This is a genomic window from Geodermatophilus sp. SYSU D00779 (genome assembly GCF_054050595.1).
In genome coordinates this window covers 19,149-34,484 of sequence record NZ_JBJGZQ010000003.1, presented here as the reverse complement: position 1 = coordinate 34,484, position 15,336 = coordinate 19,149, and the positions used below count along the sequence as shown (strand labels likewise).

Genomic DNA, 15,336 nt, shown 5'->3' with positions numbered 1-15,336 from the left:
AGCCGCAGACGTCCGGCGCGCACGGCACGGACGTCACGCCGGCAGGTCTCGGGTGAGCCGGTCATCCGGCTGCAGCCGAACCTCGCTCGCCGGTCCTCAGCGGTCGAGGATCTCGGCGAGCACGTCGCCGGCGCGCTCGACGGCGGCGCGGTCGACGCCCAGGTTGGTCACCAGCCGCAGCCGCCGGTCGCTGACCTGGGACACGAGCACCCCCTGCGCCTTGGCGGCCTCGGCCACGACCGGGGCGGGGACGTCGTCCAGCCGGACGATGTTGGTCTGCACCGTGGCCGGGTCGACCCCGAGGCGCTTGGCCAGCAGCTGCGCGTGCTCGTGGTCCTCGGCCAGCCGGTCGAGGTGGGCGTCCAGCGCGTACAGCCCGGCCGCGGCGAGCACCCCGGCCTGCCGCATCCCGCCACCGAGCCGCTTGCGCCACAGCCGGGCGGCGGCGATCCGCTCGGCCGAGGCGACGAGCACCGACCCGACCGGGGCACCCAGCCCCTTGGACAGGCAGACCGATGCGGTGTCGGCCAGCCCGCCGTAGGTGGCCAGGTCGACGCCGGAGGCCACGGAGGCGTTCCAGATCCGGGCGCCGTCGAGGTGCACGTCGACGCCGGCCTGCCGCGACCAGTCCCACAGCGCCTGCAGCTGCTCCAGCGGCTGCACCAGCCCGCCACCGCGGTTGTGCGTGTTCTCCACGGCGATCGCCGCGGTCGCGGTGAGGTGCCAGTTGTCCCGCGGGCGCACCTGCTCGACGAGCCGGGCGGTGTCGAGCCGGCCGCCGTCCGAGACCACCGTGCGGGTCGAGATGCCGAACAGCACCGCCGCCGCGCCCATCTCGTAGGTGACGATGTGCGCCTCGGAGTCGCAGAGCACCTCCTGGCCCGGCTCGCAGACCAGCCGCAGGCCGATCTGGTTGCCCATCGTCCCCGACGGCACGAACAGCCCCGCCTCGTGGCCGAACAGACCCGCCACCCGCTCCTCGAGCGCGTTGATCGTCGGGTCCTCGCCGTAGACGTCGTCCCCGACCTCGGCCTCGGCCATCGCCCGGCGCATGCCGGGCGTCGGCTTGGTGACGGTGTCGGAGCGCAGGTCGATCACGTCAGCCACGCAGCATCTCCGCGACCAGGAAGGCGAGCTCCAGCGACTGCCCGGTGTTCAACCGCGGGTCGCAGGCGGTCTCGTAGCGGCTGTTGAGGTCCTCGTCGCTGATCTCCATGGCCCCGCCGAGGCACTCGGTGACGTCCTCACCGGTGAGCTCGACGTGGATGCCGCCGGGCCAGGTGCCCAGGGCCCGGTGGACGTCGAAGAAGCCGAGCACCTCGTCGACGACCCGGTCGAAGTGCCGGGTCTTGTAGCCGGTGGGGGACTCGTGCGTGTTGCCGTGCATCGGGTCGCACTGCCACACGACCTGGTGGCCGCTCGCGGTGACCTTCTCCACGATCGGCGGCAGCACGTCGCGGATCTTGCCGTTGCCCATCCGGCTGATCAGGGTCAGCCGGCCCGGGATGCCCTCGGGGTCGAGCCGCTCGACCAGCTCGGTCGCCTGCTCGGGCGTCGTCGTCGGGCCGATCTTGACGCCGATCGGGTTGGCGATCCGCGACATGAACTCCACGTGCGCGCCGTCGAGCTGGCGGGTGCGCTCGCCGATCCAGACGAAGTGCGCCGAGGCGGCGTAGGCCCGGCCCTCGTCCACCCGCAGCAGCGCCCGCTCGTAGTCGAGGATCAGCGCCTCGTGGCTGTTGTAGAGCTCCACGCCGCGCAGCGCGGTGTCGTCGACGCCGCAGGCCTTCATGAACGCCAGCGCCCGGTCGATCTCGCGGGCGATCACCTCGTAGCGCACGCCCGCCGGGGAGCTGGCCACGAAGTCCTTGTTCCAGTCGTGCACGGCGTGCAGGTCGGCCATGCCGCCGCGGGCGTAGGCGCGGATCATGTTCATCGCGGCCGCGGAGTTGGCGTAGGCGCGCACCAGCCGGTTGGGGTCCGGGATGCGCTTCTCCAGCACTGGCTCCAGCGAGTTGACCATGTCGCCGCGGTAGGAGGGCAGGCCGAGGGCGTCGGTGTTCGACGAGCGGGGCTTGGCGTACTGCCCGGCCACCCGGCCCACCTTGACCACCGGCACGCTCGCGCCGTAGGTCAGGACGACGGCCATCTGCAGCAGCGTGCGCGTGGTGCTCTGCAGGTGCGCGTCGGTGTTGAGGTCGAAGGTCTCCGCGCAGTCACCGCCCTGGAGCAGGAACGCCCGGCCCTGCGCCACCTCGGCCAGCCGCGTGCGCAGCTCGTCGACCTCGCTGGGCGCCACGATGGGCGGCACGGAGGAGAGGGTGGCCAGGACGGTGTCCAGCGCGGCACGGTCGGGCCACTCCGGCTGCTGGGCGGCGGGCAGCTCCCGCCACCGGTCCAGGTCGTGCAGCAGGGCAGCCGGGTCGGAGAGGGTCACGCCATCAGAGGGTACCGGCGGCTGTGCCGCAGCCCTCGCCGCGAGCCTGGTGACGTTCTGGAACGGCCTCCCTGCAGGGTCCCGCCGCGAGCCTGCGAGTGGCGGGCGGGGGGCAGGGAGGCCCTCTTTCAGCCGAAGAAGACCTCGACCTCCGCGTACCGGTCGACCGGGACCAGCTTCAGCTGGGCGGTCGCCTCGGCCAGGGGCACCCGCACGATGTCGGTGCCCCGCAGCGCCACCATCACGCCGGTCTCCCCGGCGTGCACCGCGTCGAGCGCGGCCAGCCCGAAGCGGGTGGCCAGCACCCGGTCGAACGGCGAGGGGGTGCCGCCGCGCTGGATGTGCCCGAGGACGACGGCGCGGGACTCCCGGCCGGTGCGCTCCTCGATCAGCGAGGCCAGCGCGGTGCCGATCCCGCCGAGCCGGACGTGGCCGAACGCGTCCTTCTCGCCCGTGGCCGTCACCAGGTCGCCGTCCTTGGGCTTGGCGCCCTCGGAGACCACCACGATCGGGGAGTAGCCGGAGTCGAACCGGCGCTGGCAGTGCTGCACGACGGCGTCGACGTCGAAGGGCTGCTCGGGGATGAGGACGACGGTGGCACCGCCGGCCATCCCGGCGTGCAGGGCGATCCACCCCGCGTGCCGGCCCATGACCTCGACCACGAGCGTGCGGTGGTGGCTGTCCCCGGTGGTGTGCAGCCGGTCGATGGCCTCGGTGGCCACGCCGAGCGCGGTGTCGAAGCCGAAGGTGTAGTCGGTGGCGTCGAGGTCGTTGTCGATGGTCTTGGGGACGCCGACCACCCGCACGCCGGCCTCGGCGAGCTTGGTGGCCACGCCGAGGGTGTCCTCGCCGCCGATCGGGATCAGCGCGTCGACGCCGAGCCGCTCGAGCGTGGCGAGCACCCGATCGGCGCCGCCCTCCAGCGCATAGGGGTTGGTGCGCGAGGTGCCCAGGACGGTGCCGCCGCGGGGCAGGATGCCGCGGACGGCGGCGAGGTCCATCGGCACGGTGTCGCCCTCGAGGACCCCGCGCCAGCCGTCGCGGAAGCCGACCACCTCGTCGCCGCACCGGACGCCCTTGCGGACGATGGCCCGGATCACCGCGTTGAGGCCCGGGCAGTCGCCGCCGCCGGTCAGGATGCCGATGCGCATGGGGCCGTCCTCCGGGATGGTTCGGGGCGCTCACGGTCGTTGGCGGGGTGGTGCTGCTGGTCAGGAGGATGATCGTATGCCGAGGGTGATCGCCGCCACAGGGGCCACGGGCGCGCTCGGGCGACGTGTCGTCGAACGGCTCGCCGGCCGGGGGGACGTCGCCCTGCGGCTGGTCGTGCGCGATGCCGACCGCGCCCCGCGCGTCCCCGGCGCCGGGGTGGCCGCCGTCCCGGGCGGCTACGCCGACGGGCCCGGCCTGACCGCCGCCCTCGCCGGGGTGCACACCCTCTACCTGGTGTCGGCCGCCGAGGCCGAGGACCGGCTGCAGCAGCACCGCACCGCCGTCGCCGCGGCGGCCGCGGCCGGTGTGCAGCGCGTCGTCTACACCTCCTTCCTCGGCGCCGCTCCGGACGCCGTCTTCACCCTCGCCCGCCAGCACGCCGCCACCGAGGAGGCCCTCGCCGCCACCGGCGTGCGCACCACGGTGCTGCGGCACGCCATGTACGCCGACTTCGTGCCGTTCTTCGCCGTCCTCGAGGACGGGCGGGCGGTGATCGCGGCGCCGGCCGACGACGGGCGGGCGTCCTTCGTGTCCCGCGACGACCTGGCCGACGTCGCGGCCGCCGTCCTGGTCGACGACTCCCCCGCCCTCGACGGCGCCGTGCTCGACGTGACCGGGCCGGAGGCGCTGTCGTTGGACGACGCGGCCGCCGTCCTGGCCGAGGTGACCGGCCGGCCCGCCGCCTACCGCCGCCAGACGGTCGAGGAGGCGTGGGCCACCCGGCGCCCGTCCGGGCACCCGGACTGGGAGGTCGAGGGCTGGGTCACCAGCTACCGGGCCATCGCCGCGGGCGAGATGTCCCGCGTCACCGACGTCGTCCCCACGGTGACCGGGCACCCGGCGCGGACGGTGGCCGAGCACCTGCGCGCCCACCCGGAGGACTGGGCCCACCTCCGGTCCTGAGCGGCTGACCTGCGGGGACGGGAACCGTGGGGTCCGTGACCCCTGGTCGCGCCGTTCCGGTTCACAACCGGCCGGTTCCTGCCGATGTGCGACCCGGCGGCCGCCATCGGGCCGCCAGGACGAACGGGAGCGGACCCTTGCGCTGGGACATCAGGACCAAGGTGGTGGCACTCGCGACCGCGTGCGTCGCGACCACCGGGATCACGGTGGGAGGGGTGAGTGCCTGGCAGAGCAGCGCCTTCGCCGACGAGGCCCGCGCCGACGTCGAGCAGCTCGTCGCCGACGACCTCACGCAGACCGCCAGCGGCGTCCACGACGTGGTGGCCACCCAGGGTGCCTCGACCGCGGCCAAGGTGGACTCCGACCTCGCCGTCGCCCAGCACGTGCTGGCGCAGGCCGGCGGTCTCCGGCTCGACCGCGGCACGGTGACCTGGCAGGCGAAGAACCAGTTCAGCGGCGAGGTGACGCCGGTCGTGCTGCCCCGCGCCTCGGTGGGCGGCACGTGGCTGGGCCAGAACACCGACCCGGGCGTGCCGACGCCGGTGGTCGACCAGGTGCAGGCGCTGGTCGGCGGCACCGCGACGGTCTTCCAGCGCACCGGGCCGGCCGGCGACATGCTGCGCGTGGCCACCAACGTCGTCGGGACGACGGGCTCGCGGGCCATCGGCACCTACATCCCGGCGACCAACCCCGACGGCGCGCCCAACCCGGTGCTCGCCGCCGTCCTCGCCGGGCAGACCTACCGCGGCAACGCCTTCGTCGTCGACTCCTGGTACGTCTCGGCCTACGCGCCGCTGTTCGACGGCGCCGGTCAGGTGATCGGCATGGTGTACGTCGGCCAGAAGCAGCAGAACCTGCCGGCGCTGCGGGAGAGCCTCGAGCAGACCACCGTCGGCGAGAACGGCCGGGTCGAGGTGTTCGGCGGCACCGGCGACCTGCGCGGCCAGGTGCTGGTCAGCCGGGGCGGGGTCCGCGACGGGGAGTCGCTGCTGGACGCCACGGACGCCGAGGGCACCCGGTGGGTGGAGCAGGTCGTCGACGCCGCGGTCGCCCTGCAGCCGGGCGAGCAGGCCACCGTCCGCTACGTCGACGCCGAGACCGGCCCGCACACCGTGCGCGTCTCCTACTACCAGCCGTGGAACTGGGTGATCGCGACGATCGCCCGCGACAGCGACTTCGCCGGCCCGGTGGGGCACCTGGAGTCCGGCCGCTCCTCGATGCTCACCGGCGTCCTCGTCGCCGTCCTGGTGGTCGCCGCCGCCGGGGGTGCGCTGGCCTGGCTGGTCGGCCGCCGGCTGACCGGCCCGCTGGAGCGGCTGCGGGCACGGATGGCCGAGATCGCCGACGGCGAGGGCGACCTGACCCAGCGGATGGACGAGTCCGGCCGGGACGAGGTCGGCGACCTGTCGCGGGCGTTCAACCGCTTCGTCGAGAAGGTCTCCGCGACCATCCGCGACGTCGGCGCGTGCGCGCGCACGCTGGCCGCCTCGGCCGGCACGGTCGCCACGGTGGCCGACGGCCTCGGCGACCGGGCCGCCCGCAGCCGGGACCAGGCCCGCACCGCCCAGCAGGCCGCCGGCGACATCAGCGCGGGGGTGACCTCCGCGGCGGCCGGGGCCGAGCAGATGGGCGCCTCGATCGCCGAGATCGCCCGCAGCGCCAGCGAGGCCGCGCGGGTGGGCCGCAGCGCCGCCGACCTCGCCCGGCAGACCGAGACCACGGTGGCCGCCCTGGGTGCGAGCTCGGCCGAGATCGGCGACGTCGTCAAGGTGATCGCCGCGGTGGCCGAGCAGACCAACCTGCTGGCCCTCAACGCGACCATCGAGGCCGCGCGGGCCGGCGAGGCGGGCAAGGGCTTCGCCGTCGTCGCCAACGAGGTCAAGGAGCTGGCGCAGGAGGCGTCCCGGGCCAGCGAGGAGATCACCCAGCGGGTGCAGGGCATCCAGGCCGACACGTCGGCGGCGGTGGGGTCCATCGGGCGGATCGCCGAGGTCGTGCGCGACATGAACGACCACCAGACCACGATCGCCAGCGCGGTCGAGGAGCAGACGGCGGTCACCAACGAGCTCACCCACAGCGTCGGCGCCGCCGCCGACGGGGCGACCGCGTTCACCAGCACGCTCACCGCCGTCAGCGAGGACGCCGAGCGCAGCGCCGCGGACGTGGACTCCGCCCGCACCGCGGCCCGTGAGCTCGACCGGCTGACGCAGGAGCTGACCCGCCTGCTGGGGGTCTTCACCGTCTGAAGCAGGACCCCGTCCCCCCACCCTCCGCGAGCTCGGGGTGGGACCCGGGACGGGACCATCGACGACGCCCCCTCCGGCCCACGCCGAGGGGGCGTCGTCGTCGCGGCGCGGGGCGGGCGGCGGGCTTCTGCGCGGGCCCGTCCGGTGCGACGCTCGGGACGTCGCACGGGGGCCGCGTCCGGAGGGGAGATGCCCATGACCGTCCCGGCCACGCCGTTCAGCGACCCTGCGGTCCTCGCCGATCCGTACCCGGTGCTCGCCGCCCTCCGGGAGAGCGGCCCGGTCCACCGGCTGGACGGGCGACTGGGCGTGCCCGTGTGGGTGGTCACCCGCTACGCGGACGTCCTCGCGGCGCTGTCGGAGCCGCGGCTGAGCAACGACCCGCAGCAGGCCGTCGACCTGGAGGAGGCCCTGCGCGGTGACTTCCTCAGCCGCAGCATGATCGGCGCGGACCCGCCGGAGCACACCCGCCTGCGCCGGCTGGTGTCCAAGGCGTTCACCGCCCGACGGGTCGAGGGGCTGCGGCCGCGGGTGCAGGCGATCACCGACACGCTGCTCGACCGGGTGAGCCCCCGCGGCCACGCCGAGCTGGTCGGTGAGTTCGCCCTCCCGCTGCCCATCACGGTGATCGGGGAGCTGCTCGGCGTCCCCGAGGCCGACCGGGACCGCTTCCGGACCTGGACCGACGACATGCTCGACCGGCCGTTCGACGCCCGCACCGACCTGGCCGTCGTCGTCGCCGCCCGCGAGCGGATGCACGGCTACCTGAGCGAGCTGGTGGCCGGCAAGCGGCGGGACCCGGCGGACGACCTGCTGACCGACCTCATCGCGGCGACCGACGAGGGCGAGCGCCTCGACGAGCAGGAGCTGCTGGCGATGACCTTCCTGCTGCTCGTCGCCGGGTACGTGACCACGGTCAGCCTCATCGGCAACGGCACGCTGGCGCTGCTGCGCGCCCCCGACCAGCTCGACCGGCTGCGCGCCGACCCGTCCCTGGTGCCCCGGGCGGTCGAGGAGCTGCTGCGCTTCGACGGGCCGGTCAACCCCGGGCTCAGCCGCTTCGCCCTCGAGGACCTGGAGCTCGGCGGGGCACGGATCCGCCGGGGGGACGTGGTGCTGCTCGCGATCGCGGCGGCCGACCGGGACCCCGACCGCTTCCCCGACCCCGACCGGTTGGACGTCGGATCCGCCGATCCCGGCCACCTGGCCTTCGGACACGGGATCCACTACTGCCTGGGCGCGCCCCTGGCCCGCCTCGAGGGGCAGGTGGCCTTCGCCGCGCTGCTGGAGCGGCTGCCGGACCTGGCCCTGGCCACGGCCGAGGACCAGCTGCGGTGGACCGGTGGCGGGGTGCTGCGCGGGCTGCGCGAGCTCCCGGTCACCTTCACCCCCACGTCGGCGCGGGAGCGCTGAGCCCCGCGGCGCCCGGGCTCAGCGGCGGGCGCCCTCCATCGCCTGCCAGCGGGCGAGGTTGTAGCGGGCGTCGACGAGGGCGTCGTGGGTGCCGCTGGGCCGGGGCGGCAGCGGCGGCTGCCCGAGGTCGTCCCAGCGCTGGCGCAGCTCGCGGGTGAACCGCGGGATCGGCCGCGGCAGCGCCGGCATGGCCCCCCACAGCTGGCACAGCGCGACGTGGTCGTAGGCGGCGAACCAGGCCCACAGCTCGATCTCCTCGCCCGGGCCGGTGAGGAAGGCCAGCAGGTCGTCGCGGATGCGCCGGCGGCTGCGCCACGCCCGGTCCGACGGCGGCGGCAGCTGGTCGAGCACGTTGCGCCGCACCCAGGGGATCGCCCGGCGCTCGTCGAACTCGGTGCTGACCGCGTAGAACTCCCGGCCCGCCTCGTCCACGACGCCGATGGAGACGAGGTCGATGGTGGTGCCGTCCTCAATGAACTCGGTGTCGTAGAAGAAGCGCCGCACGTCCCCACGGTAGTGAGAGGACCCTCCTGCCCCCGGCGACGTGCTGGAACGGCCACCTCCCAGGGGCCCGCGCCGGGCCTGCGAGGGAGGAGGGAGGTGGTCCTCCCTCAGCCGGCCAGGGACTCCGGCGCCCGGTCGGCGGCCTCGTCGACGGGCGGCTGCAGCCGGCTGACGACCTCGGACGCGCTGGCCCCGGTGGCGTCCATCGCCTTCTTCACCCGGGCGCCGTAGACGTCGACGTACTCCTGCTCCGACAGCATCATGATCTCGTACATGATCTCGTCGGTGACCGAGCGCTCGACGAAGCGGTCGCCGGCCAGGCCCTCGTAGCGGGAGAAGTCCAGCGGCACCCCGAAGCGCACGCGCACCTTCGGGAGGTTCCAGCCGACCAGCGGCAGCCGGCGCTCGCCGTAGACCATGGCGACCGGCACCACCGGCACCCCGGTCTCCAGCGCCATCCGGGCCACGCCGGTCTTGCCGCGGAAGAGCCGGCCGTCGGGCGAGCGGGTGCCCTCGGGGTAGATGCCCAGCAGCTTGCCCTGCCGCAGGATCCGCAGTCCGGTCTGGATCGCGTCCTCCGCCGCCGAGGCGCTCGTCCGGTCGATCGGCACCTGACCGGCGCCGGTGAAGAAGGCCCGCTGCAGGAAGCCCTTCACGCCGCTGCCGGTGAAGTACTCGTTCTTGGCGAGGAAGGTGACCCGGCGGCGCAGTGACAGCGGCATGAAGATCCAGTCGGCCGCCGACAGGTGGTTGCTCGCGAGGACAGCCGCCCCGCTGCGGGGCACGTTGTCGACGCCCTCGACCTGTGGCCGGAACACGAGCTTCACGACCGGGCCGATCGCCACGTACTTGAGGAACCAGTAGAACAACACGCCTCCCTCTGGGGCTGCCAGACTATTGATCCCGGAGGCGGAAGGACAATGCCAGCCCCACAGCCCCCGTTCCCCCCGGCTCGCTCGCCGGCTGACGAGGAGGACCCGTGCCCCAGCCCGCCCCGATGACCGCCGCCCCCGCGTCCGCCTCCCCCGGCCGGGGACGCGGGTGAGCGCCCGGGGGCGCGGCCGCCGGGACAACGGCCTGGACGCCGCCCTGTGGACCCCGCTGCGTGACGTCGACCCGCGGGTCGGCGAGCACCTGCTCGACGTGCTCCGCGAGGCCGGGGTGGCCGCCTACCTGGAGCCCTCGGCCGATGTCGAGCCCTACACCCGCACCGTCTCGCTGCCCAGCCCGCCCAGCGACCGGCTCTTCGTCGACCGGTCCCGCAGCCGCGAGGCCCGCGCCCTGGTCGACGAGCACGCCGACGACCACGTGGCCGAGCGCTCCCGGGCCCGGCAGTCCGCGCGGCGCGACGTCGACGAGGACGCCGAGTGGGCGCGCATCGTCGCCGCCTTCGAGGCCGAGCACGGCCGCACCGTCGTCGACGAGGACCCCTCCGACGCCCCGCCGCCGGCCCCGGCCGAGCCGTCGGTGCTCGACCGGCCGGAGGAGCACTACGAGCCGCCGCCGCCCCCACCGGTGCCCGCTCCCGCCCCGGCCTCGCTGTACGCGGTGCTGCTGATCGCCGCCGGCGCCGTCCTCGTCGTGGCCCCGCGGGTGGTCGGCCTGTCCGCCGACCTCGGCCTGGTGCTCGGCGTGGCCGCCGTCGCCGGCGGGGTCGGGGTGCTGCTGTCGCGGATGCGCGAGCGGAGCACCGACGACGGCGACGACGGTGCGGTCGTCTAGGCCTGCCCGTCGGTGACGGCGCGGCGGACGAGGTCCGCTGCGCCCACCATCCCCGCCTCCGCGCCGAGCCGGGCGGCGACCACCCGCGGGCCGGGGCGGAACCCGCGGCCGGGCAGCGCCCGCTCCAGCCGCTCGCGCGCCGGGCCGAGCACCATCTCGCCGAGCACGCTGACCCCGCCGCCGATGACGACGACCTCGGGGTCGAGGACGGCGGAGAGGTCGGCGATCCCCTGCCCCAGCCAGGACCCGACCTCGGCCAGCAGTTCCCGGGCCAGCGGGTCGCCGTCGGCGGCGGCGGTCGCGACGTGCTCCCCGGTCAGCTTGTCGGGGTCGCCGTCCACCCGCTCGAGCAGCAGCGCCGCCGCGGCCGGTGAGCTGCGGGCCACCTCGCGCGCGGTCTGGCCCAGCGCCGTGCCGCTGGCGTACTGCTCCCAGCAGCCGCGGTTGCCGCAGGCGCACAACCGCCCGTCGGGGACGACGCGCATGTGGCCCCACTCCCCCGCGACGCCGTGCGAGCCGCGCTGCAGGCGGCCGCCCATGACGATGCCGCCGCCGATGCCCGTGCCCAGGGTGATCATCAGCGCGAGGTCCGCTCCTCGGGCGGCGCCGTAGCGGTACTCGGCCCAGGCGGCGGCGTCGGCGTCGTTGCCCACCCACATCGGCCGCTGCAGCCGGGCGGCGAGGTCCTTGCGCAGCGTCGAGTGCCGCCAGGCCAGGTGCGGGCTGAACAGCACGGTGTCGCCCGTGCGGTCGAACCAGCCCGCGGCGCCCACCCCGACGCCGACCAGCGGGCCGTCGTGCCCGCGGGTGAGCACGTCGACGACGGCGGCGATGGCGTCCTCGGTCTCCTGCACCGACGCACCCGGGGTCGCCCGCCGTGCGGTCGCCAGCACCGTGCCGTCCGGGGCGACGACGCCGCCGGCCACCTTGGTGCCGCCGATGTCGATGCCCAGGGCGGGCAGGTCGGCGGCGTCGGTCGCGGTGGTGGGGTGCACGGCCACTCAGGCGATCTCGATGTGCTGGACCGGCGGGGCGGGCGGCGCGGGCTCCTCCGCCTCGGCCTCCGGCGCGGGGGCGGGCGCCCGCTCGGAGGCGGTGCGCAGGGCCGCCGCGGCGGCGGTCAGGACGTCGGCCAGCGCGTCGGTGACCTCGGGGCGCTCGCCGCGCACCACGGCGGCGACCTGGCACACGGGGCACCAGCGGCAGTCGGAGGGGTGGGCGTCGCCGCCGTCCCCCTCGCGGAGGGCGGCCCCCAGGGTCTGGCCCAGACCGGTCACCAGCCGGCGGGCCTGCTCGACCCAGTCGGGTGCGTCGTTCACGGCGTGCTCCCCTCGGCGGCCAGCAGGTCGGCCGGCCACAGCTGCGGATCGGGTGTGAAGGTGACCTCGAGTCGCGCCCGGGCGGTGCCGGCGTCGGCGAGGGCGCCGCCGGTGACGACGCAGCGGCGCAGCAGCGAGTCCAGCCGGACCGAGCGGCGGGCGCCAGCCGCGGTCACGACCAGGTCGTCCTGCCAGCGGGTCAGGTCCAGGCCGGCGCGCTCGGCCCAGGGCAGCGGCAGCACCAGGCGGCGGACGCCGTCGGCCCGGGCGACCGTCGGGGTCAGGGCGGCGGCCGGCGCGGCGCCGTCCCCCGGGGGCAGGAGGGCGGCCAGCGCTCCGACGTCCGCCGGCTCCTGCGCCGACTCCGCCACCCGCCGCAGCGGGGCGAGCTCGGCGAGGGCGGCGATCGCGGCGTCCTGCTCGGCGGCGCGCCGCGTCCACCACTCCCCCGGCCCACCGTCGGGCAGCACCCGGGCGAGGACGGCGGCCGGCTGCTGGCCGTGCAGCGCCAGCGCGGTCGTCGCCCGGCGCAGCGCCGGGACGGCTCCGGCCCGAGGCACGGCGACCAGCCACACCTCGGTGGACGCCGGGTCGTCCAGGGACAGCCGGCCCAGCGCGGCCTCCAGGGGCGGCACCGCGTCGAGGACGGCGTCGACCGGCCCGCGGGGCGCCGCACCGGAGCGCACCGCGGCGGTCCGGACCGCGCCGAGCACGCGCAGCCGGGTGGGCAGCGCCTGGTCCAGCCACCAGCGCAGCGCACCGGGCAGGCCGACCAGCGCGGTGCCCGACTCCACCGGGCCGGCGTCGACGACCACCGTGTCGGCCTCGTCGTCGGCGGCGGCGCGGGCCAGCCGGGCGAGCAGGGCCAGCTCCGCGGACCCCGGCAGGGGCACGACGGAGGTGGGTGGGGGCGGCGTCAGGCCCGGGACGGCGTCCAGCGCGTCCCCCGCCGACGTCCACAGCGACTCGGCCGCCGCCAGCGGCGAGACCGGGGCGACGGTCAGCCCGGGGACGTCGTCGAGCCCGGCCGGGCGTGGGCCGGGCCGGGCGAGCAGCAGGGTGCGGGTGCCGTCGGCGGCGGCGCGGACGGCGGTGGCCGCCGCGAGGGTCGAGGTACCGGCCCCACCGGGGCCGGTGAGGAGGAGCGTGCGCACCGGCCGCCTAGCCCTCCACGCGCTTCTTCAGCTCCTTGAGGGCCGTGTCGAGGATGACCTTCTCGGCCTTGCGCTTGATCATCCCCAGCATCGGGATGGAGAGGTCGATCGCGATCGCGTAGGTGACGTCGGTGGTGCCCGGCGCGCTCTCGCTGAGGGTGTAGGAGCCCTCCTGCCGCTTCTGCATCTGGCCCTGCACCAGGTGCCAGGACACCCGGCGGTCGTCGTCCCAGCTGTACTCGAGAACGTAGTCGTCCTTCACCGCACCGGCGTCGAGGACGAAGTGCACGCGGCGGGCCCGGCCGTCCGGCCCGGTCTCCAGGACGTCGACCTGCTTGGCCGCGGCGACCCACTCCGGGTACGACGGGAAGTCGGCGATGACCGCCATGACGTCGGCCGGCGGGGCCGCGACCGCGATCGACTGGGTGGACTGGTCGGCCATGCGGAGCAGGCTAACCGCTCGGCCCCACCCGGGCGGGGTGCACCGGCAACTCTCCCTACTCACGGGTAAGGAGGACCGACTAGATTCGCCCGCGACGGCCCGCGCCCTGGGTCCGGGCGACGGTGCCCGGCCGGGCGGGCAGGAGAGGACGAGGCGTGCGCGAGTTCAGCGTCCCCGCGACCACCGAGGTCGGCTCGGACGAGGCCCTGACCGACATGCTGGTCGAGAACGTCAGCCGGCACGGCGACGAGGTCGGCCTGCGGCGCCGGGTCGACGGCCGGTGGGTCGACGTGACGTGGCGGCAGTTCGGCGAGGAGGTCCGCGGCGTCGCCAAGGGCCTGGTCGCCGCGGGTGTCGCTGCCGGGGACCGGGTCGCCCTCCAGGCCAGGACGCGCTACGAGTGGACGGTCCTCGACTACGCGATCTGGACCGCCGGCGGCGTCGTCGTCCCGGTCTACGAGACCTCCAGCGCCGACCAGGTCGCCTGGATCCTGTCCGACTCCGGCGCCACCGCGGCCGTCGTGGAGCGCGACGAGCACGCGTTGGCCGTCGAGTCGGTCCGCGACCAGGTACCCGACCTCAAGGCCGTGTACGTCATCGACGACGACGCGATCGGCACCCTCACCGTCGCCGGCCAGGACGTGCCCGACAGCGAGCTCGACGCCCGCCGGGCGACGCTGGGCGCCGACAACCTGGCCACGCTGATCTACACCAGCGGCACCACCGGCCGGCCCAAGGGCTGCGAGCTGACGCACCGCAACTTCCTCTTCGAGATCGGCAACGGCATCACGCTGCTCGACCGGTTCATCAACGCGCAGAGCTCGCTGCTGCTGTTCATCCCGCTGGCCCACGTGCTCGCCAGGGTCCTGCAGATCGGCGCGATCAGGAACCGCACGGTCATCGGCCACACCCCCGACGTGAAGAACCTGGTCGAGGACCTCGGCGAGTTCAAGCCGACCTTCGTGCTCGCCGTCCCCCGGGTGTTCGAGAAGGTCTACAACTCCGCCAAGGCCAAGGCGGAGGGCGACGGCAAGGGCAAGGTCTTCGACCGGGCCGCGCGGGTGGCCATCGACTGGTCCCGCGCGCAGGACACCGGCGGCCCGGGCCTCGCCCTGCGCGCCCAGCACGCGCTGTTCGACCGGCTGGTCTACGGCAAGCTGCGCGCGGCGCTCGGCGGCCGCTGCCTGGGTGCCATCTCCGGCGGCGCGCCGCTGGGCGAGCGGCTGGGCCACTTCTTCCGCGGCATCGGCGTTCCCGTCTTCGAGGGCTACGGCCTCACCGAGACCACCGCCGCCGCCTCGGTCAACCACGACGACGCGCTGCGCATCGGCACCGTCGGCCGGCCGCTGCCCGGCGTCGCGTTCGCCACCGCCGACGACGGCGAGATCCTCATCCGCGGCGGCATCGTGATGCGCGGCTACTGGCAGAACGCCCGGGCCACCGAGGAGGCCATCGACGCCGACGGCTGGTTCCACACCGGTGACCTCGGCGAGATCGACGCCGACGGCTTCGTGCGGATCACCGGGCGCAAGAAGGAGATCCTGGTGACCGCGGGCGGCAAGAACGTCGCCCCCGCCGTCCTCGAGGACCGGTTGCGCGCCCACCGCCTGGTCAGCCAGTGCATCGTCGTCGGCGACCAGCGGCCCTTCATCGCCGCGCTCGTCACCCTCGACGAGGAGGCGTTGCCGCAGTGGCTGGCGGCCAAGGGCAAGGACGCCGGTCTCACCGCCGCCCAGCTCACCGAGGACCCCGACGTGCTCGCCGAGCTCGCCGCGGCGGTCGAGGAGGCCAACAAGGCGGTGTCCCACGCCGAGGCCATCAAGAAGTTCCGCGTGCTCGGCACCGACTTCACCGAGGACAACGGGATGCTCACGCCGAGCCTGAAGCTCAAGCGCTCCGTGGTGCTCAAGGAGTTCGACGACGAGGTGGAGAGCCTCTACCAGGAGGACTCCTCGCCGCGCCCCTCGCACGCGTAGGGGAGCCG

At 75.2% G+C, this 15,336-nt stretch carries 14 protein-coding genes; 5 read left to right on the top strand and 9 right to left on the bottom strand.

Annotation, left to right across the window (positions count from 1 at the left end; translation table 11 throughout):
• Positions 1–96 precede the first annotated feature (96 nt).
• The 3 genes from ACI79G_RS02700 to ACI79G_RS02690 form a co-directional block, all read right to left on the bottom strand.
• Positions 97–1,107 (bottom strand): threonine aldolase family protein, encoded by a 1,011-nt coding sequence (locus ACI79G_RS02700; RefSeq protein ID WP_456879477.1) that lies wholly within the window; start codon positions 1,105–1,107, stop codon positions 97–99.
• Positions 1,100–2,437 (bottom strand): class II 3-deoxy-7-phosphoheptulonate synthase, encoded by a 1,338-nt coding sequence (locus ACI79G_RS02695; RefSeq protein ID WP_456879474.1) that lies wholly within the window; start codon positions 2,435–2,437, stop codon positions 1,100–1,102. The genes ACI79G_RS02700 and ACI79G_RS02695 overlap by 8 nt, the downstream gene beginning before the upstream one ends.
• A gap of 128 nt (positions 2,438–2,565) precedes the next feature.
• Positions 2,566–3,588, bottom strand: a complete 1,023-nt coding sequence (locus tag ACI79G_RS02690) for a 6-phosphofructokinase (protein WP_456879471.1) — start codon at positions 3,586–3,588, stop codon at positions 2,566–2,568.
• A gap of 76 nt (positions 3,589–3,664) precedes the next feature.
• On the opposite strand from ACI79G_RS02690, the gene ACI79G_RS02685 reads away from it, so the two are divergent.
• From ACI79G_RS02685 to ACI79G_RS02675, 3 genes are all read left to right on the top strand, one after another.
• Entirely contained in the window at positions 3,665–4,552 is an 888-nt protein-coding gene (locus ACI79G_RS02685) for an NAD(P)H-binding protein (protein ID WP_456879469.1), read from the top strand.
• Between the two features lie 215 nt (positions 4,553–4,767).
• Positions 4,768–6,798 (top strand): methyl-accepting chemotaxis protein, encoded by a 2,031-nt coding sequence (locus ACI79G_RS02680; protein ID WP_456879466.1) that lies wholly within the window; start codon positions 4,768–4,770, stop codon positions 6,796–6,798.
• 195 nt (positions 6,799–6,993) lie between these two features.
• Positions 6,994–8,211: a cytochrome P450 family protein gene (locus ACI79G_RS02675; RefSeq protein WP_456879461.1), complete on the top strand. Its 1,218-nt coding sequence runs from the start codon at positions 6,994–6,996 to the stop codon at positions 8,209–8,211.
• Positions 8,212–8,229: 18 nt separating this feature from the next.
• On the opposite strand, the gene ACI79G_RS02670 is transcribed toward ACI79G_RS02675, so the two are convergent.
• Both ACI79G_RS02670 and ACI79G_RS02665 read right to left on the bottom strand, forming a co-directional pair.
• The gene (locus ACI79G_RS02670; RefSeq protein ID WP_456879458.1) at positions 8,230–8,715 is read right to left on the bottom strand and encodes a polyadenylate-specific 3'-exoribonuclease AS; all 486 of its coding nucleotides are present in this window, start codon (positions 8,713–8,715) and stop codon (positions 8,230–8,232) included.
• 107 nt (positions 8,716–8,822) lie between these two features.
• Complete coding sequence (locus ACI79G_RS02665; RefSeq protein WP_456879457.1) at positions 8,823–9,587, bottom strand: lysophospholipid acyltransferase family protein; 765 nt, start codon at positions 9,585–9,587, stop codon at positions 8,823–8,825.
• 169 nt (positions 9,588–9,756) lie between these two features.
• On the opposite strand from ACI79G_RS02665, the gene ACI79G_RS02660 reads away from it, so the two are divergent.
• On the top strand, positions 9,757–10,437 hold the full coding sequence (locus ACI79G_RS02660; protein WP_456879456.1) for a hypothetical protein: 681 nt from the start codon (positions 9,757–9,759) through the stop codon (positions 10,435–10,437).
• Here the strand turns inward: ACI79G_RS02660 and ACI79G_RS02655 are convergent.
• Genes ACI79G_RS02655 through ACI79G_RS02640 form a run of 4 tightly spaced genes read right to left on the bottom strand, consistent with a single transcriptional unit; the run spans position 10,434 to position 13,352 of the window.
• Positions 10,434–11,432 carry an ROK family glucokinase gene (locus ACI79G_RS02655; RefSeq protein WP_456879454.1) on the bottom strand — a complete coding sequence of 333 codons (999 nt, stop codon included), beginning with the start codon at positions 11,430–11,432 and terminating at the stop codon, positions 10,434–10,436. The genes ACI79G_RS02660 and ACI79G_RS02655 overlap by 4 nt on opposite strands.
• Before the next feature lie 6 nt (positions 11,433–11,438).
• Positions 11,439–11,756, bottom strand: coding sequence for a hypothetical protein (locus tag ACI79G_RS02650; protein WP_456879452.1), 318 nt, complete (start codon positions 11,754–11,756; stop codon positions 11,439–11,441).
• Positions 11,753–12,910, bottom strand: coding sequence for an ArsA-related P-loop ATPase (locus ACI79G_RS02645; protein WP_456879450.1), 1,158 nt, complete (start codon positions 12,908–12,910; stop codon positions 11,753–11,755). Before ACI79G_RS02645 ends, ACI79G_RS02650 begins: the two co-directional genes overlap by 4 nt.
• Positions 12,911–12,917: 7 nt before the next feature.
• Positions 12,918–13,352, bottom strand: coding sequence for an SRPBCC family protein (locus ACI79G_RS02640; RefSeq protein WP_456879448.1), 435 nt, complete (start codon positions 13,350–13,352; stop codon positions 12,918–12,920).
• Between the two features lie 155 nt (positions 13,353–13,507).
• Here ACI79G_RS02640 and ACI79G_RS02635 point away from each other — a divergent pair, with 155 nt between their 5' ends.
• Entirely contained in the window at positions 13,508–15,328 is a 1,821-nt protein-coding gene (locus ACI79G_RS02635) for an AMP-dependent synthetase/ligase (RefSeq protein WP_456879447.1), read from the top strand.
• Positions 15,329–15,336 lie beyond the last annotated feature (8 nt).

Bases quoted from the DNA above. Each gene is read 5' to 3' on its own strand.
- ACI79G_RS02690 (WP_456879471.1), bottom strand. From the start codon at position 3,588: ATGCGCATCGGCATCCTGACCGGCGGCGGCGACTGCCCGGGCCTCAAC.
- ACI79G_RS02640 (WP_456879448.1), bottom strand. From the start codon at position 13,352: ATGGCCGACCAGTCCACCCAGTCGATCGCGGTCGCGGCCCCGCCGGCC.
- ACI79G_RS02675 (WP_456879461.1), top strand. From the start codon at position 6,994: ATGACCGTCCCGGCCACGCCGTTCAGCGACCCTGCGGTCCTCGCCGAT.
- ACI79G_RS02685 (WP_456879469.1), top strand. From the start codon at position 3,665: ATGCCGAGGGTGATCGCCGCCACAGGGGCCACGGGCGCGCTCGGGCGA.